Source organism: Streptomyces sp. NPDC043908, assembly GCF_056435525.1.
This window is the reverse complement of the sequence record NZ_JBWKEI010000007.1, coordinates 98,616-121,687: the sequence shown is the minus strand read 5'-3', so window position 1 is coordinate 121,687 and position 23,072 is coordinate 98,616. Positions and strand designations below refer to the sequence as shown.

The window sequence follows — 23,072 nt, the reverse complement described above, 5'->3', positions numbered from 1 at the left end:
CGGCGGGCGCGCGGACGTGCCCGCCCGGCCGGTGACGGAGCCGAAGGGGACGCACGCCCTCACAACGGCCGGAAAGAGGTAGGGATGGCAGCACGTCAGCACGACGGAACGGCGCCCGACGGGCTCGATCAGCATGTCATCGCCACCGGGGCGGCCGACGTCCGCGCCGCCGTCCGGGACGCCGACCACCCGCCGCGCGACTTCCCGCCGTACGTCGGCAGCCGGCTGCGCCACCCCCGCCGCCCGCCGCTGCCGGTGCGCGACCCGGAGGCCGTGGAGCTGTACGGGCCGGTCTTCGGCGCCACCGACGTCGGCCCGCTCGACCACGACCTGACCGCCCACCACCGGGGCGAACCGCTGGGGGAGCGCATCACGGTCAGCGGCCGGGTCGTGGACCGCGAGGGACGGCCCGTCGCGGGCCAGCTCACCGAGATCTGGCAGGCCAACGCCGCCGGACGGTACGCCCATCGGCTCGACCGGCACCGCGCGCCGCTGGACCCCCACTTCACCGGGTTCGGCCGCTGCCTCACCGACACCGACGGACGCTACGCCTTCACCACCATCAAGCCGGGCGCCTACCCCTGGCAGAACCACGACAACGCCTGGCGGCCCGCGCACCTGCACTTCTCGCTCTTCGGGACCGCCTTCACCCAGCGGCTGATCACCCAGATGTACTTCCCCGGCGACCCCCTCCTCGACCACGACCCGATCCTGCTCGCGGTCCCCGACGAGGCCGCGCGCGGGCGCCTCGTGGCGGCGTACGACCCGGAACTCTCCGTCCCCGACGAGTCGTTGGGCTACCGCTGGGACATCGTGCTCGACGGGCCCCGCGCCACCTCGTTCGAGGGGGAGGCGCGATGAGGCCCCCCACCCCCTCCCAGACCATCGGCCCGTTCTACGGCCACGCCCTGCCCTTCCCGGGCGGCGCCGCGATGGCCCCGCCCGGCCACCCGGACACCCTCACGCTCCACGGCCACGTCTACGACGGCGAGGGCGCCCCGGTGCCCGACGCACTCCTGGAGTTCTGGCAGCCCGGACCCGACGGCTCCCGCAGAGGGCGGCCCGGCTCGCTCGGCCGCAACGGCGTCGACTTCACCGGCTTCGGACGCGTCCCCACCGACGCGGCGGGCCACTGGACCCTGCGCACCCTCGCGCCCGGCGGGGTCCCCTACCTCTGCGTGGCGGTCTTCGCCCGGGGCCTGCTCCACCACCTGTTCACCCGGGTCTACCTGAGCGAGGCGCCCGACCCGCTGCTCGACTCCCTGGAGCCCGAGCTGCGCCGCACCCTGCTGGCGGTGCCCGACCCCGGGGCGCGCGGCCACCGCTTCGACATCCACCTCCAGGGCGCGAAGGAGACGGTGTTCCTTGAGTTCCGCTGACGCGGGGGACCCCGGTCTCCTCCACCACCGCTGCGACGGCCCGGCGGGCGCCCCGGTGCTCCTGCTCGGCCCCGCCCTCGGCACGACCGCCGCCGTGTGGGACGGCGTCGCCCCCGGACTCGCCGCCACCCACCGGGTGGTCCGCTGGGACCTGCCCGGTCACGGCGGCTCGCCCACCGCCCCGATCGCCGCCGGCGCCAATGTCGGCGACTTCGCCCGCCTGGTCCTGCGCCTCGCCGACGCGCTGGGCGTACGCGGCTTCTCGTACGCGGGGGTCTCGCTCGGCGGGGCGGTCGGGATGTGGATCGCCGCGCACCACCCGGACCGGGTGGACCGGCTGGCGGTGGTGTGCGCCTCGGCGGACTTCGGGGGCCGCGAACCGTGGCACGAGCGGGCCGCCGTCGTGCGCCGGGAGGGGATGGCGCCGGTCGCGGCGGGCGCCGCCGGGCGGTGGTTCACCCCCGGCTTCGAGGCTCCCGGGCCGCTCGCGTCCTTGCGTGCCGTCGACCCGCGCGGCTACGCGGCCGCCTGCGACGCCCTGTCCGGGTTCGATCTGCGGACGGAGCTGAAGAAGATCGCGGCGCCGACGCTCGTCGTCGCCGGGCGGGCCGACCCGGTCACCCCGCCCGCGCACGCGCGGGAACTCGCCGACGCCCTGCCGGGAGCCTCGCTCGTGGAGATCGCCGGAGCCTCGCACCTGGCGCCGGTGGAGCGCCCCGAGGCGGTACTGGCCGCGCTGCGCGGCCATTTCGCGCCACCCGCCCCCGGGGGCGCCGCGATCCGCCGCGAGGTCCTCGGGGACGCCCACGTCGACCGGGCCGAGGCCCGCGCCGACGCCTTCACCACACGCTTCCAGGACCTCCTCACCCGGTACGCGTGGGGGGAGATCTGGGGCGACCCCACGCTGAGCCGGCGCGAGCGCAGCCTGATCACGCTGACCGCGCTGGTGGCCCGCGGGCACTGGGACGAGCTGGCCCTGCACGTGCGGGCCGCCCGGCGCGGCGGGCTCACCCCGGACGAGATCGGCGCGGCCCTGCTCCAGACCGCGGTCTACTGCGGGGTGCCCGCCGCCCACTCCGCCTTCGCCGTGGCCCAGCGGGTACTGGCCGAGCCCGCGGCGCAGGCGGAGTGAGGGGCCGTCAGCCCCGGGGGACGTGCGCGGGACGGCCCCGGCCGCGGGTCAGTACGTACCCGCCGACCCCGGCGAGGGCCGCGAGCACGCCGCCGAGCGCCGTCCAGATCCAGCGGTCGGTCCACCAGCCGGAGGACCAGCCGTCCTCCGGCTCGGTCTTCGGTCCGCCCGCGCCCAGCGGCGTGGACAGGGTGCCGTCCACGGCGTGCGAACCGCCCGCCTTCACCGTGCGGGGCTTCATCTCCGCCTTGACCGGCAGACCCCGCTCGGACGCGGGCAGCCCGACGGCGGTCAGCCGTACGTAGTAGCTGCCCGGCAGCGGGTCGTTGGCCCAGGCGTCCGCCCAGGCCACCACGGGCCGCAGGGTGCACGAGAGCGTCACCGCGGTGGCGTCCGGCGCCGCGGTGCGGGACTGCGCCCCGTACATGCACGGCTGGCGGCGGCGCAGCCCGTCGTACACGTCGATCCGCCACGTCGTCGCGGCCTGGCGGCCGGACGACGGCAGCGTCACCGTGGCGTCGACGGTGGGGCGCTGCCCCGCGTCGGCGGGGAAGACCCAGTACAGGTAGTCACCGCTGGAGGCGGTCGCCGTGGCCCGCTGGCCCTGCTCGACCGGTGTCGCCGTACGGAAGGTGGTGCCCGCCTGGGTCGGCGCGCCGGTGGACTTGCTCGGCGCGGGCGACGGGGTGCCGGCCAGTGCCGGGGCGGCGGGGGCGAGCAGCGCGGCGCCGGTGAGCAGCGCCGCCGTCAGCATCCTCGGGATACGCATCAGTTGGTCCTCCAGACGGCGACGCGCCAGCGCGAGATCCAGCCCCACAGCAGACCGGCGACGAAGCCGGCGAGCACCAGGACGCCCAGCAGCCACCAGCCGCGGCCGAGGCCGAAGGCGGCGACGTCGGACGGTCCGTCGGGGCCGTCGACGACGTCCACGGTCAGCTCGACGGGCATGCCCGGCGTGGTCTTCACCGACGGGGGCGCCGAGAAGGAGTTGCTGACCTGGAGGCACACCGTCTCGACGGCGTCCTTGTCGTCGTCGTCCTTCGCCTCGGGCCTGGGATAGCGCAGACCGGTCGAGATCAGGTCGGTGCGGCCGTCGCCCGCCTCGGACCCGCGGACGATCTCCCGGCCGTGCCGGGTGACGGCCCGCAGCAGGACGCCGTAGTCGTTGTTGACGGCGCGGTCGGCGCCGACGCTGACGGCGGCCCGCAGCTCCTGGCCGGGCTTGACGTCGACCTTGTACCAGCGGTGCTCGCCGAACGTCTCACGGTCGGTGTACAGGCCGGGCTTGAGCTGCGGCGCGCTCGCGCAGCTCGCGGCGCCGCCGGTGGCGACCGGGACGATCACGGGGTCGGCGGCGCGGTCCACCGACTGCTTGACGCGGTCCTTGAGCTCGTCCTTGTGCTTGACCGAGGTGTAGGTGCCGCCGGTCGCCTGCGCGATGCAGGTCAGCTGGTCGCGCGTCTTGGCGTCCGGGTTGAGGCCGAGCGTGTCGATGACCAGGTGGATGCCCTGGGCGGCGATGTCGCGCGCCACCTCGCACGGGTCGAGCGGGGCGCAGGTGTCCTCGCCGTCCGTGATGAGCACGATCCGGCGGGTCGCCTCACCGCCCTTGAGGTCCTGCGCCGCGCCCTGGAGCGCCGGGCCGATCGGTGTCCAGCCGGTCGGGGCGAGGGTGGCCACGGCCGTCTTCGCCTCGGTGCGGTCGAGCGGGCCGACCGGGTACAGCTGGCGGGTGTCCTTGCAGCCGACCTTGCGGTCGTTGCCCGGGTAGTTGGCGCCGAGCGTGCGGATGCCGAGCTCGACCTCCGGGGGGACCGAGTCCAGTACGTCGTTGAAGGCCTGCTTGGCGACGGAGATCCGGGACTGGCCGTCGATGTCGCGGGCCCGCATGGAGCCGCTGACGTCCAGCACCAACTCGACCTTGGGTGCGGCCTTCTGCGCGGGCGGCCCGTCGGCCGCGACCGCGTCGGCCGGGAGGATACCGGTGGCGAGGGTGGCGAGCAGCGCGCCCACCCCGGCCGCCAGCCGTTTTCTGGTGATCATCGCCGGATCCTATGGAAGATCGTATGCTCGCCCAAATCCAGCGGGGCGAATCCGGCGCCGCGGTGCCCGGCCCGCCGCGGCCGGACGGGGGCCGGCCGTCAGGGATCGACGCGTTTGACGCTCTCCAGGAGCATGTCCAGCCACTCGGTGACCTTGTCCCGGTGCTTGTCCGTGGGGAGTTGGGCGGCGCGCCAGGCGATGCCGCGCACCCCGTGGTCCTGGAGCAGCCGCTCCAGCGGGTCCCGGCCGTCGGGGGCGAGCGCGTCGAGTTCGCGCTCCCGGTCATGCTCGCGGGCGGCGAAGGCGTGCAGCAGTTCCTGCTCGGTACGCAGGAGGGCGTCGGCGAGGGCCTCGCTGTCCTCGGCGGTGAGATAGCCCGCGTGGACCTTGAAGAAGCGCTGGATGGCGTCGCAGTGCTCCATGGTGGGGCGCCGGTCGCCGTTGATGAGCGCGCCCGCCTGCTGCCGGGACATCCCGGCGCCGGCGGCGATCTCCTGCTGGGTGTAGGGGCGGCCATTGGGTTTCAGCCGCGAGCGGCGCAGCGCCGCGAACCGCTGGAGGAACCGCGCCTGCACGTCCGGCTCACCGGCCTCCCGGCCGTCGAGCAGCGCCTGGACGACCTCGGCCGGGACCCCCGAGGCGTCGGAGAGCTGGTGGACGTCGAAGACCTCTGCCTGGCTCATTCCGAGCTTGCGGGCCAGGTCGCCGACGCGGGCGGCGATGTCCCCCAGCGGGCCCGTGGCCGCCGGTCCCGGATCCGAGAAGCCGTCCGTCACCAGTCATTCTCCTAGATCACACGAGGTGCTCCACACAGCTCGGACACACAGTGAATATGTCGGGAGGCTACTTGCTCATGCCGGGGAGAACCAGAACTTGCCACAGCTGTGGCGTATTTGAGGCGTTCTCGGGCCGGAATGCCACGATGGTTGACATTCTCTTGCGGACGGGAGCAGGATCGCAGCACGGTGCGAAGATCGACCTCTGTGCCATCAGGCCGCTGGGCCACGAGGACGCGGAGGACGGCAGGCGCACCGCGTGCCTGCAAGAGGAGTCGCGTTCTCGATGGCGAAAGAACCGTTGGTGAACAGGTCAACAGGCCCCGTGCCGAAGGAGGTACGGGACACCGCCGCCCCCGCCACCGGCCAGTGGGACGCCGAGGCGCGCGCCTACGTCGACGACCACATCGCGATGATGGACGCGACGGACCTGCCGTCGTTCCTCGTCGACCGCGGCTGGAACGTCGTGCACGCCAACTCCGCCTACGACACGCTCTTCCGGGCGGTCGGACCCCACCCCACCGCGATGCCGCGCGACAACTTCCTGCGCTTCGTCCTCTTCCACCCGCACGCGGGCTCGGTGCTCGCCCAGCACGAGACGAGCTGGTGCCTGCCGATGCTCGCCCAGCTCTCGAACGCGCTGGAGGAGGACCCGCACGACCCCGAACTGCGCGCCGTGCGCCGCGAGATCGCCGACGACCCGCTGATGAGCGCGGCCTACCAGCAGGGCCTGCCGCACTGGATGCGGATGGTCGGGGCGGCCGCCGTGGACCACGACGGCGCCGTACGGGCGGTGCGCCACCCGGACCCCGGCTGGGACGCCGTGGAGTGCCGGGTCCTCGACGAGTCCTCCGGCACCCTGGGCGAGCTCGGCCTGCGCCGGGTCACCCTGGTCCTGCGCCGCGAGGCCCCCCGCCCCGCGCCCCGCGCGCACGAGCCCAGGAGCGCGCCCCGCAACGGGGTGACCGCCCGGCGCCGGGGCCATCTGAGCGTCGTCCGCGCGGACCCGGCACCCGCCGGAAGCTGACGGGAACCCGCCGCGCCGGCCCGCGCGGCCGGGGCCGCCCCGTGCGGCGCCGCGGTGGCGCCGGTGCACCCGGGTGGCCCGGGTGAAAGGGGAGTGCGCCAGGGGCGCGTGAAGCTCGTCTGTTGGTCCGCTTAAGAAATCCTCGATGGACGCGAACGGCTCCTGATCGGCAGATTGGTGATCAGCCATGGAACCATGGCCTTTTCGCCCTCTTTGTACGTCCCGGGAGCCGCCCCCATGAAGGCCCTTGTCAAGCAGCACGCCGAACCCGGACTGTGGCTCATGGACGTCCCGGAGCCGGAGACCGGCCCCGGCGATGTGCTGATCAAGGTGCTGCGCACCGGAATCTGCGGCACCGACCTGCACATCCGCTCCTGGGACGGCTGGGCGCGGGGCGCGGTCACGACCCCCCGCGTCCTCGGCCACGAGTTCGTCGGCGAGGTCGCGGCCGTCGGCGCGGACGTCCAGGACATCGCGGTCGGCGACCTGGTCAGCGGCGAGGGCCACCTGGTCTGCGGCAAGTGCCGCAACTGCCTGGCGGGCCGCCGCCACCTGTGCCGCTCCACCGTCGGCCTGGGCGTGGGCCGCGACGGCGCCTTCGCGGAGTACGTGGCGCTGCCCGCCGCCAACGTGTGGGTGCACCGCACCCCGGTCGACCTCGACGTCGCCGCGATCTTCGACCCGTTCGGCAACGCCGTGCACACCGCGCTCTCCTTCCCGCTGGTCGGCGAGGACGTCCTGATCACCGGCGCGGGCCCGATCGGCATCATGGCCGCGGCCGTGGCCAAGCACGCCGGCGCCCGCAACGTCGTGATCACCGACGTCAGCCCCGAGCGCCTGGAGCTGGCCCGCAAGGCGGGCGCCACGCTCGCGGTGAACGTGGCGCGGTCCTCCATCGCGGACGCGCAGCGGCAGCTGGGCCTGCGCGAGGGCTTCGACATCGGCCTGGAGATGTCCGGCCGCGCCGAGGCCATGCGCGACATGATCGACAACATGACGCACGGCGGCCGGATCGCGATGCTGGGTCTGCCCGCGCAGGAGTTCGCCGTCGACTGGTCGAAGATCGTCACCTCGATGATCACGGTCAAGGGCATCTACGGCCGTGAGATGTTCGAGACGTGGTACGCGATGACGGTGCTGCTCGAAGGCGGCCTCGACCTCAGCCCGGTGATCACCGGCGGCTACGCGTACCAGGACTTCGACGCGGCCTTCGACGAGGCCGCCACCGCCCGCAGCGGCAAGATCATCCTCGACTGGACCGCCTGAGTCCCCTCGCCAGCCACTCGGCATCTAGGAGCCCGAAGCATGTACGCGTCCGTCCGCGACGACCTCCAGAACACCCTCGACGAGATCCGCGAAGCCGGTCTCTTCAAGCCCGAGCGGGTGATCTCCACCCCGCAGAACGCCTCGGTCGCCGTCCCCACCGGTGAGGTGCTGAACTTCTGCGCCAACAACTACCTGGGCCTGGCCGACCACCCCGAGGTGGTCGCCGCCGCCAAGGAGGCGCTCGACCGCTGGGGCTACGGCATGGCCTCGGTCCGCTTCATCTGCGGCACCCAGGACGTCCACAAGGAGCTGGAGGCGCGGCTCTCGGCGTTCCTGGGCCAGGAGGACACGATCCTCTACTCGTCCTGCTTCGACGCCAACGGCGGTGTCTTCGAGACCCTCCTCGGCCCCGAGGACGCGGTGATCTCCGACGCCCTCAACCACGCCTCGATCATCGACGGCATCCGGCTGTCCAAGGCCGCCCGGCACCGGTACGCCAACCGCGACATGGCCGAGCTGGAGGCGCGGCTCAAGGAGGCGTCGGGCGCGCGCCGCCGCCTCATCGTCACCGACGGTGTCTTCTCCATGGACGGCTACGTCGCCCCGCTCCAGGAGATCTGCGACCTCGCCGACCGCTACGACGCGATGGTCATGGTCGACGACAGCCACGCCGTGGGCTTCGTCGGCCCCGGCGGCCGCGGCACGCCCGAGCTGCACGGCGTGATGGACCGCGTCGACATCATCACCGGCACCCTCGGCAAGGCCCTCGGCGGCGCCTCCGGCGGCTATGTCGCGGCCCGCGCCGAGATCGTCGCCCTGCTGCGCCAGCGCTCGCGCCCGTACCTCTTCTCGAACTCGCTGGCCCCGGTGATCGCCGCCGCCTCGCTCAAGGTCCTCGACCTGCTGGAGTCGGCGGGCGGCCTGCGCGACAGGCTCGCCGCCAACACCGCGCTCTTCCGGACGAAGATGACCGAGGCGGGCTTCGAGATCCTGCCCGGCGACCACGCCATCGCGCCGGTCATGATCGGCGACGCGGCCGAGGCCGCCCGGATGGCCGAGCTGCTCCTGGAGCGCGGTGTCTACGTGATCGGCTTCTCCTACCCGGTGGTCCCGATGGGCCAGGCCCGCATCCGGGTCCAGCTCTCGGCAGCGCACTCCACCGAGGACGTGGAGCGGGCGGTGGCGGCGTTCGTCGACGCCCGGGCGACAATGGCGGGGTGATCGACCCGCGCCGGCTCCGCATCCTGCGCGCCGCGGCGGACCACCGTACGGTGACCGCCGCGGCCGCAGCGCTCTATCTGACCCCGTCCGCTGTCTCCCAGCAGCTCGCCGCCCTGGAGCAGGAGACCGGCCACACCCTGCTGACCCGCAGCGGCAAGGGCGTACGGCTCACCGCGGCCGGCGAGATCCTGCTGGAGCACGCCAACGCGGTCCTCGCGCAGCTGGAGCGGGCGGAGGCGGAGCTGGCGGCGTACGCGGGCGGCGCGGCCGGCGACGTGACCGTGGCGGCGTTCGCCACGGGCATCGCGGAGGTGCTGGCCCCGGCGCTGGCCCGGCTGCGCGGGACGCACCCCGCGATCCGGGTCCGGGTGCGCGACGCCGAGGGCGACGCGTCGCTGCCGATGGTCCTGGACGGCGAGGCGGACCTGGCGCTGGCGGTGGAGTACCGGGGCGCCCCCCGGGCGGACGACCGGCGCCTGGTGCGGGTCCCGCTCTACGCGGAGCCCTTCGACGCGGTGCTCCCGGCCGGACACCCGCTGGCGCACGCGCCGGAGGTACGGCTCTCGGCGCTGTCCGAGGACGACTGGATCGGCCCGTACCCCGGCAACCCCTGCCACGACGTGGTCTTCCTCGCCTGTGAGCTGGCGGGCTTCGAGCCGCGCCTGATCCACTCCTCGGACGACTTCCGGGCCGTGGTGGCGCTGGCCGACGCGGGGGCGGGGGTGGCGCTGGTGCCGCGTTCGGCGCTGCGCGGCATGGAGCGGAAGGACACCGTGGTGCGGCCCGTGGCGGGCCCCGCCGCGACCCGTCGCGTCTTCGCGGCGGTACGCAGCGGCGCCGAGCACCACCCGCTGATCAGCCCGGTCCTGGACGCCCTGGCGCGGGCGGCGGAAGGTCTGACGACGGGCTGAGCCCGGCCGCGGGGAGCTCGGGTCCGCGGGGGCGGGGCGCGAGGTCCCACCCGGGGTCGGCGCGAAGGGCGGTCGAAGAGGCTAGGTCCATGCCGGTGCCGTTCCAGTCAGCTGGCATACCACCAGGTAGAGCGGGATGGGGGGCGTATAAGGGCTGGTGCCCTCGGGCCGGTGGATCAAGCGTCGCCCCGGGTGCGGCGGAACCTTGGCGTCCGGCGCGTAGCGCGCCGGACGCGGCCAGGTCAGCTCGTGGTCCGAGCCCGCAGGGACGATCCACCACCAGCAGTCCGCGTCCGCGAAGACGCACCCCGAGCGGGGCAGCCGCGCCAGGACCCGGAAGCCGTAGGAGGCGGGTACCGCGACCGCGTCGCAGCCCGCCGACGCCGGGAGCGACGGCGGCAGCACCAGTGTGCTGCCGCCGGTCGCTCCGGCGCCCCCTCGCGAGCCGGGCCCCCGAGGCCCCCCAGCCTCATCCCGGCCGCCTCTGGACAGAAGTGTGCGTGTGCTCATCGGCATGTACGGCCCGCCCCGAGCCGGGCCCAGACGATCCGGCCGGTGCCGCGCGGCACGTCGTGGCAGCCCCAGGCGACGCTGAGGGCGTCGACGAGCAGCAGCCCCCGGCCGCGCTCCTCGCCGTCGTCGGCGTCGCACAGCGTGGGCCCGCCCGCGCCGTACCCCTGGTCGCGGACGGCGACCGTCAAGTGGCCGGTGGCGAAGGAGAGTTCGCAGGAGACCAGGGTGCCGGCGGTGTGGACGACGGCGTTGGTGACGAGTTCGGAGACCACCAGGGCCGCGGCGTCGCCGACCTCCTCGCCGAGGCCCCAGCGGAGCGTGATCTCGGCCGTGTGGCGGCGGGCGGCGGCGGCGGATTCGGGCCGGGCCGCCAGATCGAAGGCGTACCGGCGGGCGTCGGGGACGGACAGGGTGGAGGCCGCGCCTATGAGCTGCGGGACGAGCGCATTACCAGGGGCCACGACCGGGTCCTCACAGTGGGGTGGCGGCGTCGCTCGCGACAGCCGCGTGTGCTGGCGTTCACCGACCTACCTTCCACCCATCCGTGACACTTGGCAAGGGGCACTCTGAAAAATGCAGAGTGCTGTGTTCTGGGCTGAGGTGGCATGGCACACTGCTCGGCAACAGGGTTAGGGGAGGTCTGACGTGAGTGAACCCCGGTCCGCCCCGACCGTGGGGCAGGTCGTGCTGGGCAGACGCCTGCAGGACCTGCGCGAGCGCGTGGGCCTGCGGCGCGAGGAGGCGGCCAAGGTACTCCGGGTCGCCCCCGCCACGATCCGCCGCATGGAGACGGCCGAGGTCGCCCTGAAGATCCCGTACGTCCAGCTGCTGCTCAAGGCGTACGGCGTCGGGGACGAGGAGACGGACCGTTTCATCGAACTCGCGGAGGAGGCCAACAAGCCGGGGTGGTGGCAGCGCTTCCACGACATCCTGCCCGACTGGTTCAGCATGTACGTGAGCCTGGAGGGCGCCGCCTCGCTCATCCGGACGTACGAGCCGCACTTCGTCCCCGGTCTGCTCCAGACCGAGGAGTACGCGCGCTCGGTGATGGTCAGCGGGGCGCTCGGGCAGACGAAGCAGGCCGACATCGAACGGCATGTGGCGCTGCGCATGGAGCGCCAGTCGCTGCTCACCCGGGCCGACGCCCCCAGGTTCTGGGTGATCATGGACGAGACCGTGCTGCGGCGGCCGGTGGGCGGCCGTGACGTGATGCGCGGCCAGCTCGACCGGCTGCTCGAAGCGGCCGAGCTGCCCCACGTGACGATCCAGCTCGCGGAGTTCGCGACCGGGCACCACCCGGGGACCTACGGCCCGTTCGTCCTCTTCCGATTCGCCGTGCCGGAGCTGCCGGACATGGTCTACAGCGAGTACCTGACGGGCGCCGTCTACCTCGACGCGCGCCCCGAGGTGGCGACCCATCTCGAAGTCATGGATCGCATGGCGGCCCAGGCCGCGACTGCACGACGCACGAAGGAGATCCTGGCGGATCTCCGCGAGGAGCTGTGAATGGATCACATATACAACGGCATGCCGGCCCGCGAGCTGGGGACCGAGGGCTGGCACAAGCCGTGGAGCGGTGGCAACGGCGGCAACTGCGTCGAGGCCATGAAGCTGGCCGACGGCCGGGTCGCGGTGCGCCAGTCGGCCGACCCGGAGGGCCCCGCTCTGATCTACACCAGCAACGAGATCGCCGCGTTCATCCTCGGCGCCAAGTCGGGCCAGGCCGACTTCCTGCTGACGTGATCCACCCGACGGCCGCCGCCCGCGCTCCCCTCGGGGCCGGGGCGGCGGCCGAGCCGTGTCAGCCCACGTCGAAGACGTTGGGCAGCCCCAGCCGGTGGCGGAACCGGTCGTCGCGCTTGAGCGGTTCCAGCTCCGGGGCGCTGTAGAGCGGGGTCACCGAGCAGCGCGGGGCGCTCGAACCGGTCCGGTCGAGGAGCGCGTTGGCGGCGAGGCGGCCCGAGGTGTTGGCGCCCTCCATCGTCGCGAGGTCGATGGGGACGGCCACGTAGTCGCCCGCCAGATAGAAGTTGGGGATCCCGGTGCCCGCCGAGGGGCGGTGGTGGAACGTGCCGACCGGGTGGATCAGCAGCTCGTCCTCGTTCCTCGGCTCGGGGGTGCCGATACCGGAGACGCCCGGGTCCAGGAACCACGAGTGCAGCCTGCTGTCGCTGAGCACGGCCCTGCCGGTGTCGTTGACCGACGCCTTCAGCTGCGCCCACACCTCGCGGGCGACCTCCTCGCGGGTGCACTGCTTGGCGGTCTTCCCGTACAGCGTCCCGGGCTTGTCCCACTCGGAGATGTCCACCGAGAGGCAGTCCGCCACCGTCCCGTCGCCGAAGTCGGCGCGGAAGTCGTGGTGCGGCCAGTGCTCGGCCTGGGCGATGGCGGTGAGCGACCAGGGGGAGTCGATGCAGTCGAAGTGGCCGTGCACCCCGTCGGGCCGCTCGGTCAGATAGAACTGGATGCCCGTCATCCAGTCCGTGCGCAGCTTGTCGCAGCGGGCCAGCTGCGGGTCGGCCGCGCGCATCGCGGCGCTCCAGGTGCGCCGGGCGTGCTCCACCGGTAGCGCGCAGACGTAGTGGTCGGCGCTCACCGTGCGGAGCGCGCCGCCCGGGTCCTCGACCACCGCACCCGTCACCTTCGAGCCGTCGTACGCGAACTCCCGCAAGGTCCAGCCGACCTGGAACTCCACGCCGAGGGTGCGCAGATGCGCGACCCAGGGGTCGATCCAGGCCTCGTTGGTGGGCGCGTTGAGGATGCGGTCCAGGGGGCCGTCCGCGCCCCGGCCGAGCGCGTTGAAGACGAACGCCTCCAGGAGCGAGCCCACCGTGCGGGTGCTGGCCTCCTCGGCCTTGGTGGCGACGATGTTGCGGGTGACGCCGACGGCGAGGATGCGCTGGTACTCGTGACTCATCTGCCCCGCCCGGGTGAAGGTCCACCAGGGCGTGGCCTCCCACTGGGTGTTGCGGCGCTCGTCGCAGCTGGTCAGGAAGGTGAGGAGGCGGTCCGCGAAGTACGCGACCTCGCGCGCGGGCAGCCGCTGGAAGGTGCCGAGCACCCCGGTGAGGGCGCGCCGCAGCGCGTCCAGGGTGAGCGGCTGCGGGCTGCCGGACCAGGGCAGCGGCAGCCGCAGGTCCTCGTAGCCGGTCCGCGCGAACATCATCTCCTTGGGCGCGACCAGATTGTCCCAGACGCCGTGCGCGTTGCCCGCGAACGGGATGCGCCGCATCGTGTCGGGCAGGTTGTGGTAGATCCCGGGGATGAACCGGAAGCCGTGCTCGGCCGGGAGCGGGCCGCGCCCGCCCCGGGCGCTGTCCGGGACGTCCATGCTGCGCGCCTTGCCGCCGAGCGCCCGCCGCTCGTAGAGCGTGACCCGGAAGCCGCGTTCGGCCAGCTCATGGGCGGCGGTCAGACCGGCCACGCCGCCGCCGAGCACCACCACCGACCGCCCGGCCGCCGCGGCGGCTCCCGGACCGGCCGCGGCGGCTGGGACCGCCGCGTCGAGCCCCAGGGCGGTCGCCGCGCCCGCCACCGCCGTCCCCGCGACGAACGTGCGCCTCGTGCTGCCCGAACGCTCCATGGTGCCCCCTATTACCGGTGGTAACGGTCACGTCGGCGCAGGAGCATACGGTCGTGGCGGTCAGCCTGGAAGAGACAATCGAGCCCCGTGTTTCCCGGGCGTACGGCAGTTGCCGCCGCCCCGCCCGGGCCGCGCGGCCGTACGGGGGCGGCCACGGGCGGATGTGGTCAGATAGGGGCATGGCCCGTCGCACCCCCCGCCCCGCCCGCCCCAAGCCCCCCGTGGACTGCCCCTGCGGGCTCCCCGCCCCGTACGCCGAGTGCTGCGGGCGCTACCACGCCGGGCAGCCCGCGCCCACCGCCGAGGCCCTGATGCGCTCCCGCTTCAGCGCCTTCGCGGTCCACGACGAGCCGTACCTGCTGCGGACCTGGCACCCCGACCAGCGGCCCGCCGCCGTCGACTTCGACCCCGGGATGCGCTGGACCCGGCTGGAGATCCTGGACACCAAGGACGGCACCGCCTTCCACACCACCGGCGAGGTCACCTTCCGGGCCCACTACACCGAGGGCGGCGGCGAGGGCTCGCTGCACGAGCGGAGCCGATTCGTCCGGTACGACGGTGCCTGGGTGTATCTGGACGCGATCTTCACGGGCTGAACCGGATCGCGGCTTTCGGCGTCTTTTCCCGTGAACGGCCGCGATGGCCGGGATCAGGGGGAGAACATGTCCGACATCGCCGGGGACGAACTCGTCCCGTACACCGATCGCCTACCCGTCCCGAAGGTGCTGCGCCCCGCTCGGGGCGAGGTGCGCCGGGAGACCGAGATCGCCGTGCGCCCCACCTGGGTGCGCCTGCACAGCCAGCTGCCGCCGACCCTGATGTGGGGGTACGACGGCACCGTGCCCGGCCCCACCATCGAGGTGCGGCGCGGGGAGCGCGTCAGGATCGCCTGGACCAACCGGGTGCCGCGCGGCAGCGCGTACCCCGTCGCCGCCGTCGAGGTGCCGCTGCGCCCGCAGGGCACCCCGCCCGCCACCTCCGAGCCCGGCCGCGGGGACGCCGAGCCCAGCGCGGACGTGGCGGCGCTGCCCGCCTGGACCGTGACGCATCTGCACGGCGCCCAGACCGGCGGCGGCAACGACGGCTGGGCCGACAACGCGGTGGGCGAGGGCGACGCCCAGCTCGCCGAGTACCCCAACGACCACCAGGCCGTGCAGTGGTGGTACCACGACCACGCCATGAACATCACCCGGTTCAACGTCTACGCCGGGCTCGTCGGCACGTATCTGGTGCGCGACGAGGAGGAGGACGCGCTGCGGCTGCCGCACGGCAAGCGGGAGATCCCGCTGATCCTCGCCGACCGCAACCTCGACACCGACGAGGGCGGACGCCTCGACGGGCGGCTGCTGCACAAGACGATCGTCGTCGACCCGAAGAACGCCGAGACGGGCCGGCCGGTCACGGCCCCCTTCACCGGCCCCTTCACCACGGTCAACGGCGTCATCTGGCCCCACCTCGACACCGACGCCGCCTGGTACCGCTTCCGGCTCGTCAACGCCTCCAACGCCCGCATCTACGACCTGGTGCTCCTCGACGAGGACGACAACCCGGTGCCGGGGGTGCTCCACCAGATCGGCAGCGACGGCGGACTGCTGCCCGCCCCGGTGCCGATCGGCTTCGACGCGGCCCTGCCCGCGCTGACCGTCGCGCCCGCCGAGCGCATGGACCTGCTCATCGACTTCCGGGAGCTGGCGGGCCGCCGGCTGCGCCTGGTCAACAAGGGCGCGGGCAAGCCCGCCGGGGTGCCCGACCCGGTGAACAACGTCCGCTACCCGCACGTCATGGAGTTCCGCGTCCGCGCGTGCCACGAGCACGACGGCTTCGTGCTGCCGCAGGTGCTCTCCGGCTCCTTCCGGCGGTACGAGCACGGGCAGCTGCACCACGGCCACCGCCTGGTCGTGCTCACCCCGCCCGGCACCGTCGGGGGCCGCGGCCACCCGGAGATCTGGGAGATGGCGGAGGTCACCGACGCCCCCGCCGAGCCGACGGACGGCGTGATCCGGCTGCGGGGCGCCGACGGCACGGTCAAGACCTACCGGCGCATCGCCCGGACCTTCAACGACGGCCTCGGGTTCACCCTCGCCGAGGGCGCCTTCGAGCAGTGGAGCTTCCTCAACCTCGGCGGGCCCGTCCACCCGATGCACATCCACCTGGCCGACTTCCAGCTGATGGGCCGTGACGCGTACACCGTGGACGGGTTCGACCAGAAGCTCGGCGGCACCCGGGCGCCGGTGGCCTACGACGCGGGCCGCGTGATCCCGCTGGCGCCCAACGAGCGCGGCTTCAAGGACGTCTTCCGGGTCCCCGCGGGGCAGCTGGTGCGGGTGCTCGGCCGCTTCGACGGGGCGTACGGGCGGTTCATGTACCACTGCCATCTGCTGGAGCACGAGGACATGGGCATGATGCGGCCGTTCGTGGTCGCGCCCGCCGAGGCGCTCAAGTTCGACCACGCGGGCGGGCACGGCGGCCACGACGGCCATGGAGGGCACACGGGCTGAGGCACGGGGGCTGCTCCTTCTGGGGGCGGGCGACGGGGCCGGGGCGCGGCCGGGTCAGGGCCTGGCGGCGCCCACCGTCTCGCGGTCGGCCGGGGGCAGGCCGCTCGCCAGGTCCTCGGCGAGCAGCCGCTTGGCGATGGTGTCGGCGGCGGCCCGCAGCTCGGCGCTGCGCGGGCGGCCCCGGTCCCGCTCCAACTGCTCGTTCAGCCAGTCCGACCAGGACGCGCCGATCGTGTCGACCTCGCGGCGGCCCGCGCCGGTGAGCGAGAAGTAGGCGCCCTCGCGGGTCAGGAACCCCTCGTCGACCATCCGCTGGAAGACCGGCACCAGCACCTCGGGCGGCAGATGGCGGCGGCCCGCGATCAGGCCGAGGCGGGCGTGCCCGACCATCCTGGTGAAGAGCTCCACCTGCATCACCGCCCAGGCGCCCGCCATGTCGAGCCGCGTGTCGGAGCGGGCCACGATCCGGCGCGCGGTGTCGGGGCCCGCGCCGCGCACGATCTTGCCGACGGACAGCTCCAGGAGCTTCTGCGAGTCGCCGGCCGACGGCTGTGCGAAGCCCTCGCCCATGTCGGTGGAGGAGGAGCGGGCCGAGTCGCGCAGCTCGACCTGCTTGAGGAAGAGCGCCACGAGGAAGCCGGCGGCCGCCACCGGCACGGTCCACAGGAACACCGTGTGCAGGGAGTCCGCGTACGCCTGGACGATCGGCTCCGCGGCGGCCGGCGGCAGCGACTTCAGGCCCTCGGGCGACTGCGCGGCCCGGGCGAGCGCCGCCGGGTCGCCCCCGCCCGCGCGCGCGGCGGCGGCGATCCCGTCCGCCAGGTTGGGCTTGAGGGTGTTGGCGTAGATGGTGCCGAAGACCGCCGTGCCGAAGGAGCTGCCCAGCGTACGGAAGAAGGTCACCCCGGAGGTGGCGGTGCCGAGGTCGGCGTAGTCCACGGTGTTCTGCACGGCGATGGTGAGGACCTGCATGCACAGGCCGATGCCGACGCCGAGGACGAACATGTACAGGGACTCCGGCCAGGCGCCGCTGTCCGGGCCCATCAGCGAGAGCAGATAGAGCCCCACGCCCATCACCAGGGCGCCCGCGACGGGGAAGATGCGGTACTGCCCGGTCCTGCTCACCACGGTGCCGCTGAACACCGAGGCGATCAGCAGGCCGATCACCATCGGCAGGGTGCGCACGCCCGAGACGGTCGCGGAGTCGCCGTCCACGTACTGGAGGTAGGTCGGCAGGAACGTCATCGCGCCCAGCATCGCGAAGCCGACGATGAAGCTGAGGACGGAGCAGACCGTGAAGACGGGGTTGCGGAACAGCCGCATCGGCAGCATCGGCTGGGCGGCCCGGGTCTCCGCCCGGCAGAACAGCGCCAGCGCGGCCACACCGCCCCCGAAGAGGACGAGGATGACCGGCGAGGACCAGGCGTACTCGTTGCCGCCCCAGCTCGTCGCCAGGATCAGGGCGCTCGCCCCGGCCGCGACGAGCCCGATGCCCAGGTAGTCGATGACCGGCTTGGCGACCGAGCGGACGGAGGGGATGGTGCGGGCTGCGGCGACCACCACCAGGACCGCGATGGGCACGTTCACGTAGAACGCCCAGCGCCAGGTCAGATGGTCGGTGAAAAGGCCGCCCAGCAGCGGCCCGATGACCGTGGAGACGCCGAACACCGCGCCGATCGCGCCCTGGTACTTGCCGCGCTCGCGCAGCGGGATGACGTCCGCGATCAGCGCCATGGAGGTGACCATCAGACCGCCGGCGCCGATGCCCTGGAGCGCCCGCCAGGCGATGAGCAGCGACATGTTGGTCGCCAGGCCGCACAGGAAGGAGCCGGTGATGAAGACGACCGCCGAGACCTGGAAGACCACCTTGCGGCCGAAGAGGTCGCCGAACTTGCCGACGAGCGCCGTCGCGACGGTCTCCGCGAGGAGGTAGGAGGTGACCACCCAGGACATGTGCGCGGCGCCGCCGAGGTCGGAGACGATCGTCGGCAGCGCGGTGCCCACGATCGTCTGGTCCAGCGCGGCCAGCAGCATCCCGAGCATGATCGTGGCGAACACGATGTTCCGCCGGCGGACGTCCAGCACGGGCGGCGCGGAGGCCGCCGGGGGCGCGGTGTCGCTGGTTGTGCTCACACGGGCACCCTCACACCCTCGCAGGTGGGACGCATGCGGTGCGGGCCGTACGGGTGAGCGCGGGAGGGCTCAGCCGGGGACGGCGGCGCCGGTCGCGTCCGGCCCCTCGACGGTCGCCGCCGCCCTCGCGCACCGCAGCCTCGGCAGCGCCGGGACCGCCGCCAGGAACATCAGGGTGGTCAGGACGAACGGCCAGGTCAGCGCCTGCCCTCCGGCCGGGGCCAGGAGCGCGCCCAGCGCCGGGCCGAGGACCGTCGCGACCGCCGCCCCGGCCACCGCGAAGCCGAGGCTGAACCGGTCGGGGGCGAGCAGCGCCCCGCACAGGGCCATCGCCACCAGCACCGCGTTGTACCCCGCCGTGCCGTCCGCGATCCGCTCCGCCGGGGCCCCCAGCGCCCAGGCCGTGAGGACGCCGACGGCGCTGCCCGCGCAGGCCATCGCGCCCGCGAGCCGGTCGGCGAGGAAGATCCCGGCGAGGAAGATCAGCCCCACGTACCACTGGGGCACCAGGAAGATCTGGGCGACGTTGGCGAAGAAGCCGTGCACCACGTCGCCCGCCCCCGGCGCGGCCGGGCCCTCGGCGGCACGGGCGAGCGCGGCCGGGCCGTCGCCGTGGTGCCACACCCCGCGGAAGCCCGGCGCCGCCAGCGTCATCGCGCTCGCCGTCAGACAGAAGGGGAGCGTCAGCGGCGGCAGGCCCCAGGTGCGCAGCACGGTGGCGGTGGCCGCGGCGACCACGGTCACCACCGCGCAGCCGCCGGCCGCGAGCAGCGCGGTGGACGGGTGCGCCGGTCCCAGGCCGACCGCGCAGCAGACGGCGACCAGACAGGCGTTGAACCCTTCGAGTCCGGTGGCGATCCTGGCCCGCTCGACGCCCAGGAGCCGGGCGGTGGCGGTGCCGACGGCGGTGCCGAGCAGCCCGTACAGCCCGTAGTGCCAGCCCGCCACGAAGAGTCCGACGGAGAACACCGCCCCGGTCACCGCGCTCGGCACGAAGTCCACCTGGGCCTGCCCCCGCAGGACGTGAACGGTGAACCGCCGCCACCGCGCGGCGCGCTCCTGCCCCACTCCTCGTCCCTCCCGTCCCGGGGCCCGGACGGCCCAGGGCACTGTACGGGGGGCGGGGCAGGCCGGGGCAAGAGGTGCGCCCTGGTCGGAACCTCCCACGATCGCCGGTCCGGCTCGGTGGATCCGGTGGGATTGATTTCTGGTTACGCGAGGGTAAGTTGGCGGGTCAGTCATCTCTCGTACCACCGACGAGCACTCCGTACCACTCCGCCCCGAGCGAGCAGAGGAGTCGACGCATGGGCGTACGGAAAGACCTGAGGACGGCCGTCCGGCGCGGTGACCCCACCGGGCCCGCCCGGGTGGAGCTGGTGCGCGAGGGCGGTGAGGTGCGCGAGGTGCGGGTCGCCCCGCTCGCCGCGCCCGGGACGGGCAGCGTCGCCGACATCCCGTTCGCCAACGCCGCCGAGGCACCGGACGCGGTGGCGCTGCGCCGCAGGCGCGGCGGGCGCTGGCAGCCGGTCACCGCCGCCGCGTTCGCCCGTGAAGTCGCCGACACCGCCAAGGGTTTGATGGCCTCCGGGCTCGAACCCGGCGGGCGCGTCGCCCTGATGTCACGCACCCGCTACGAGTGGGCCGTCCTGGACTTCGCGATCTGGGCGGCGGGCGGGGTGAGCGTGCCCGTCTACGCCACCTCCTCGGCCGAGCAGATCGACTGGATCCTCGCCGACTCCGGGGCCGGGATGCTGATCGCGGAGAGCGGGGCCGAGGTGCGGACGGCCGGCGCGGCCACCGAGGGCCGCCGGGTCTTCGTCATCGACGACGGCGCCCTGGCCCAACTCGCCGTCAGCGGACGGGGTGTGAGCGACGAGGAGCTCGACAAGCGGCGTGCCGCGGTCGGCCCCGACACCCTGGCGACGCTCTGCTACACCTCCGGCACCACCGGCAGGCCGAAGGGGTGTGTGCTCACCCACGGCAACCTCTACACCGAGGCCGCCAACACCGCCGAGCTCGCCCACCCCGTCTTCAAGTCGGCCGGCGGCCGGCCCGCCTCCACCCTGCTCTTCCTGCCGCTCGCCCACATCCTCGGCCGCAGCCTCCAGATCGGCTGCCTGCTGGCCCGCATCGAGATAGGGCACTGGCCCAGCGTCAAGCCCGAGGAACTGCGCCCGCAGCTACGGGAGTTCAGGCCCACCTTCATCGTCGGTGTGCCCTATCTCTTCGAGAAGATCCACGACACCGGGCGGGCCACCGCCGAGCGCATGGGCCGCGCCGCCTCCTTCGACCGCGCCCACCGGACCGCCGTACGCTACGGCGAGGCGTCCCTCGACCGCCTCCTGGGCAGGGGGAAGGGCCCCGGCCCCGGACTCCGGCTCTCCTGGGCGCTCTACGACCTGCTGGTCTACCGCCGTGTCCGCAAGGAGCTGGGCGGCCGGCTGCGGCACGCCATCAGCGGCGGCTCGCCCCTCGACCGCGAGCTGAGCCTGTTCTTCTACGCCGCCGGCATCCTCGTCCACGAGGGCTACGGGCTCACCGAGACCTCCGCCGCCGCCGTCATCACCCCGCCGCTCGGCCCGCGCCCCGGCACGGTCGGACTGCCCGTGCCCGGAACCGCGGTACGGATCGCGGACGACGGGGAGGTGCTGGTCAAGGGGCCGATCGTGTTCGGCGGGTACTGGAACGACACGGCCGCCACCGACGCCGTCCTGGACGGCGGCTGGTTCGCCACCGGCGACCTCGGCCGCTTCGACGACGACGGCTACCTCACCATCACCGGCCGCAAGAAGGACATCCTGGTCACCTCCGGCGGCAAGAACGTCTCGCCCAGCGTCCTGGAGGACCGGCTGCGCGGCCGTCCGCCGGTCGGCCAGTGCGTGGTCGTCGGCGACAACCGCCCGTACGTCGCCGCGCTGGTCACCCTCGACCCGCAGGCGCTGGAACACTGGCTGGCCGTGCGCGGGCGGCCGGTGGACACCCCGGTCGCCGACCTGGTCGACGACGAGGAGCTCGTCGCGGACGTCCAGAAGGCCGTGGACCACGCCAACGCGGCGGTCTCGCGGGCCGAGTCGATCCGCCGGTTCCGGCTGGTGGCGGGGGAGTTCACCGAGGAGAACGGGCTGCTGACCCCGTCCCTGAAGGTCAGGCGGCGGGCGGTGGCCGCCGCGTACGCCCGCGAGATCGAGGAGTTGTACGGGCGGAGGTGACCGAGGAGCCCGGTAAGGGGTCGGCCCGCTCGCGCAGCCGCATCGCGCGCAGCACGATCTCGGTGGCGAAGCGGCGCTCCGGGTCGGCCAGCCGGGGTCCGAAGGCCGCGTCGAGGTTGCGCATGCGGTAGCGGACGGTCTGCGGGTGGATGTGCAGCACCTCGCCGATCTGGGCGGCGGTGCCCCGGGTGGCGAGCCACGCCCGCAGGGTCTCGGTCAGCCGCTCGCGGCGGGTCTCCGTATGGCCCTGGAGCGGGGCCAGTTCCCGGGCCGCCAGCAGCTCCACGAGCGCCGGGTCCGACATCAGCAGCAGCGTGACCAGGTGGTCCGCGCTGTGCACCACCGGCTCCTCGGTGATGACCCCGGCCAGCGCGAGACCGAGCGCCTGGCGGGCCCAGCGCAGCGAGTCGGCCGCCCCGGCCGGCCCCACCGTGGGCCCGGCCGCCGCGCGCGCCCCGCCGAGCGCCTGGACGAGGGACGCCTGGCGCTCCGCGTGCAGGGCGCCCGGCACCAGCAGATACGGCTGCGGGTCCCCGAGGTCCATGAGCACGTCGCCGTGCAGGGCGGTGCGGGCGGGGTGGGCGCCGGCGCTCAACGCGACCAGGGTCAGCTCCTCGGGGAGCCGCCAGCCCGCCCGTTCGGCCAGCTCGACCAGCGTGGCCCGGGGGGTGCCGCTGCCGGAGGCGATCAGCCGCAGGATCTTCCTGCGCAGCTCGTCCTGGTTGTCCTCGGCCGACGATCTGGCCTGGAGGTAGCCCTCGCTGGCCAGCGCCTCCAACTGGTCCATGTACGCGAAGAGGGTGTCCGCGAAGGAGAGCATGAAGACGGGGGAGAGGTTGTAGCGCTTGCCCAGCTTCTTGGTGTGGCGCAGCGCGACCCGGGCGCCGACCCGGAAGGTGCCGCGCAGGGTGTCCAGGCTGCCGCCCCGGGAGGCGGCGAACCGGCCGAACGTACGGATCATCTCGTCCCGCAGCGGCGACGGCACCGAGGGCCGTACCACCTGGTCCACGAAGATGGTCAGGCTCTGCTCGATCGCCGCGTGCACGAACCGCCCGTGCGGGCCCGCGAAGACCTCCGCGAACTCCGGGTACGCGCGGACGACCTCGGTCTTGATCTCGTCGAGCAGGGCGGGGAGTTCGGGCCACATGATGGTGGCGAGCTCCCGGGGGATCGGACCCAGCTGCTCCGAGGAGGCCGATGCGTGGAGGGCGTTCGGCATGCGCTGTCCCTTTCACTGGCCGGGACGTACGGCTCGACGTTCGGCTCGGGTGGGCGACGCACCGTGGGCCTTCTGCGGGGCCGACGTCAACTCACAACATCTGCAACATAGACCAGCCCGCTCCCGAGGGCACCCGTACGTACGGGGGAAATGTGTGCCCCG

At 73.7% G+C, this 23,072-nt stretch carries 21 protein-coding genes; 12 read left to right on the top strand and 9 right to left on the bottom strand.

Features of this window, described 5'->3' with window-relative positions; genetic code table 11:
* Window positions 1-84: 84 nt before the first annotated feature.
* The 3 genes from pcaH to pcaDC are packed head-to-tail and all read left to right on the top strand — an operon-like array spanning window position 85 to window position 2,511.
* A complete protein-coding gene (gene pcaH, locus AC069K_RS17345; protein ID WP_478616960.1) occupies window positions 85-861 on the top strand; it encodes a protocatechuate 3,4-dioxygenase subunit beta in 777 nt (258 codons plus the stop codon).
* Window positions 858-1,379 (top strand): protocatechuate 3,4-dioxygenase subunit alpha, encoded by a 522-nt coding sequence (gene pcaG, locus AC069K_RS17340; protein ID WP_365099956.1) that lies wholly within the window; start codon window positions 858-860, stop codon window positions 1,377-1,379. Before pcaH ends, pcaG begins: the two co-directional genes overlap by 4 nt.
* On the top strand, window positions 1,366-2,511 hold the full coding sequence (pcaDC, locus tag AC069K_RS17335; RefSeq protein ID WP_478616956.1) for a bifunctional 3-oxoadipate enol-lactonase/4-carboxymuconolactone decarboxylase PcaDC: 1,146 nt from the start codon (window positions 1,366-1,368) through the stop codon (window positions 2,509-2,511). Before pcaG ends, pcaDC begins: the two co-directional genes overlap by 14 nt.
* Window positions 2,512-2,518: 7 nt before the next feature.
* On the opposite strand, the gene AC069K_RS17330 is transcribed toward pcaDC, so the two are convergent.
* From AC069K_RS17330 to AC069K_RS17320, 3 genes are all read right to left on the bottom strand, one after another.
* A complete protein-coding gene (locus AC069K_RS17330) occupies window positions 2,519-3,280 on the bottom strand; it encodes a hypothetical protein (protein WP_478616953.1) in 762 nt (253 codons plus the stop codon).
* Window positions 3,280-4,554 (bottom strand): VWA domain-containing protein, encoded by a 1,275-nt coding sequence (locus tag AC069K_RS17325; protein ID WP_365099748.1) that lies wholly within the window; start codon window positions 4,552-4,554, stop codon window positions 3,280-3,282. The genes AC069K_RS17330 and AC069K_RS17325 overlap by 1 nt, the downstream gene beginning before the upstream one ends.
* Window positions 4,555-4,652: 98 nt before the next feature.
* Window positions 4,653-5,330: a helix-turn-helix domain-containing protein gene (locus tag AC069K_RS17320; protein WP_358834187.1), complete on the bottom strand. Its 678-nt coding sequence runs from the start codon at window positions 5,328-5,330 to the stop codon at window positions 4,653-4,655.
* A gap of 304 nt (window positions 5,331-5,634) precedes the next feature.
* Between AC069K_RS17320 and AC069K_RS17315 the strand changes: the two genes are divergently transcribed.
* The 4 genes from AC069K_RS17315 to AC069K_RS17300 all read left to right on the top strand — a co-directional run bounded on the left by AC069K_RS17315 (window position 5,635) and on the right by AC069K_RS17300 (window position 9,755).
* Window positions 5,635-6,357 (top strand): MmyB family transcriptional regulator, encoded by a 723-nt coding sequence (locus AC069K_RS17315; RefSeq protein ID WP_478616948.1) that lies wholly within the window; start codon window positions 5,635-5,637, stop codon window positions 6,355-6,357.
* 237 nt (window positions 6,358-6,594) lie between these two features.
* Window positions 6,595-7,623: an L-threonine 3-dehydrogenase gene (tdh, locus tag AC069K_RS17310; RefSeq protein WP_478616945.1), complete on the top strand. Its 1,029-nt coding sequence runs from the start codon at window positions 6,595-6,597 to the stop codon at window positions 7,621-7,623.
* 39 nt (window positions 7,624-7,662) lie between these two features.
* Window positions 7,663-8,844 carry a glycine C-acetyltransferase gene (locus AC069K_RS17305; protein ID WP_478616942.1) on the top strand — a complete coding sequence of 394 codons (1,182 nt, stop codon included), beginning with the start codon at window positions 7,663-7,665 and terminating at the stop codon, window positions 8,842-8,844.
* Window positions 8,841-9,755 (top strand): LysR family transcriptional regulator, encoded by a 915-nt coding sequence (locus AC069K_RS17300; protein ID WP_358836951.1) that lies wholly within the window; start codon window positions 8,841-8,843, stop codon window positions 9,753-9,755. The genes AC069K_RS17305 and AC069K_RS17300 overlap by 4 nt, the downstream gene beginning before the upstream one ends.
* Window positions 9,756-9,836: 81 nt before the next feature.
* On the opposite strand, the gene AC069K_RS17295 is transcribed toward AC069K_RS17300, so the two are convergent.
* The gene (locus tag AC069K_RS17295) at window positions 9,837-10,265 is read right to left on the bottom strand and encodes a hypothetical protein (RefSeq protein WP_478616937.1); all 429 of its coding nucleotides are present in this window, start codon (window positions 10,263-10,265) and stop codon (window positions 9,837-9,839) included.
* Window positions 10,262-10,729: an ATP-binding protein gene (locus AC069K_RS17290; protein WP_365099754.1), complete on the bottom strand. Its 468-nt coding sequence runs from the start codon at window positions 10,727-10,729 to the stop codon at window positions 10,262-10,264. Before AC069K_RS17290 ends, AC069K_RS17295 begins: the two co-directional genes overlap by 4 nt.
* A 184-nt stretch (window positions 10,730-10,913) precedes the next feature.
* Here AC069K_RS17290 and AC069K_RS17285 point away from each other — a divergent pair, with 184 nt between their 5' ends.
* Both AC069K_RS17285 and AC069K_RS17280 read left to right on the top strand, forming a co-directional pair.
* Window positions 10,914-11,774 (top strand): helix-turn-helix domain-containing protein, encoded by an 861-nt coding sequence (locus tag AC069K_RS17285; RefSeq protein ID WP_365099756.1) that lies wholly within the window; start codon window positions 10,914-10,916, stop codon window positions 11,772-11,774.
* The gene (locus tag AC069K_RS17280) at window positions 11,775-12,011 is read left to right on the top strand and encodes a DUF397 domain-containing protein (RefSeq protein WP_067166531.1); all 237 of its coding nucleotides are present in this window, start codon (window positions 11,775-11,777) and stop codon (window positions 12,009-12,011) included.
* 58 nt (window positions 12,012-12,069) lie between these two features.
* Here the strand turns inward: AC069K_RS17280 and AC069K_RS17275 are convergent, their stop codons facing one another.
* Window positions 12,070-13,851, bottom strand: coding sequence for a hydroxysqualene dehydroxylase (locus AC069K_RS17275; protein ID WP_365099758.1), 1,782 nt, complete (start codon window positions 13,849-13,851; stop codon window positions 12,070-12,072).
* A gap of 179 nt (window positions 13,852-14,030) precedes the next feature.
* On the opposite strand from AC069K_RS17275, the gene AC069K_RS17270 reads away from it, so the two are divergent.
* On the top strand, window positions 14,031-14,447 hold the full coding sequence (locus AC069K_RS17270) for a YchJ family protein (protein WP_478616932.1): 417 nt from the start codon (window positions 14,031-14,033) through the stop codon (window positions 14,445-14,447).
* Window positions 14,448-14,513: 66 nt separating this feature from the next.
* On the top strand, window positions 14,514-16,349 hold the full coding sequence (gene phsA, locus AC069K_RS17265; RefSeq protein ID WP_478616929.1) for an O-aminophenol oxidase PhsA: 1,836 nt from the start codon (window positions 14,514-14,516) through the stop codon (window positions 16,347-16,349).
* 54 nt (window positions 16,350-16,403) lie between these two features.
* On the opposite strand, the gene AC069K_RS17260 is transcribed toward phsA, so the two are convergent.
* Window positions 16,404-18,482 (bottom strand): MDR family MFS transporter, encoded by a 2,079-nt coding sequence (locus tag AC069K_RS17260; RefSeq protein ID WP_478616926.1) that lies wholly within the window; start codon window positions 18,480-18,482, stop codon window positions 16,404-16,406.
* Window positions 18,483-18,551: 69 nt separating this feature from the next.
* Window positions 18,552-19,550: an urea transporter gene (locus AC069K_RS17255; protein ID WP_478616923.1), complete on the bottom strand. Its 999-nt coding sequence runs from the start codon at window positions 19,548-19,550 to the stop codon at window positions 18,552-18,554.
* Window positions 19,551-19,786: 236 nt separating this feature from the next.
* Here AC069K_RS17255 and AC069K_RS17250 point away from each other — a divergent pair, with 236 nt between their 5' ends.
* Complete coding sequence (locus AC069K_RS17250) at window positions 19,787-21,691, top strand: AMP-dependent synthetase/ligase (protein ID WP_365099768.1); 1,905 nt, start codon at window positions 19,787-19,789, stop codon at window positions 21,689-21,691.
* Here AC069K_RS17250 and AC069K_RS17245 read toward each other — a convergent pair.
* Window positions 21,627-22,910, bottom strand: coding sequence for a PucR family transcriptional regulator (locus AC069K_RS17245; RefSeq protein ID WP_478616920.1), 1,284 nt, complete (start codon window positions 22,908-22,910; stop codon window positions 21,627-21,629). The genes AC069K_RS17250 and AC069K_RS17245 overlap by 65 nt on opposite strands.
* Window positions 22,911-23,072: the final 162 nt, after the last annotated feature.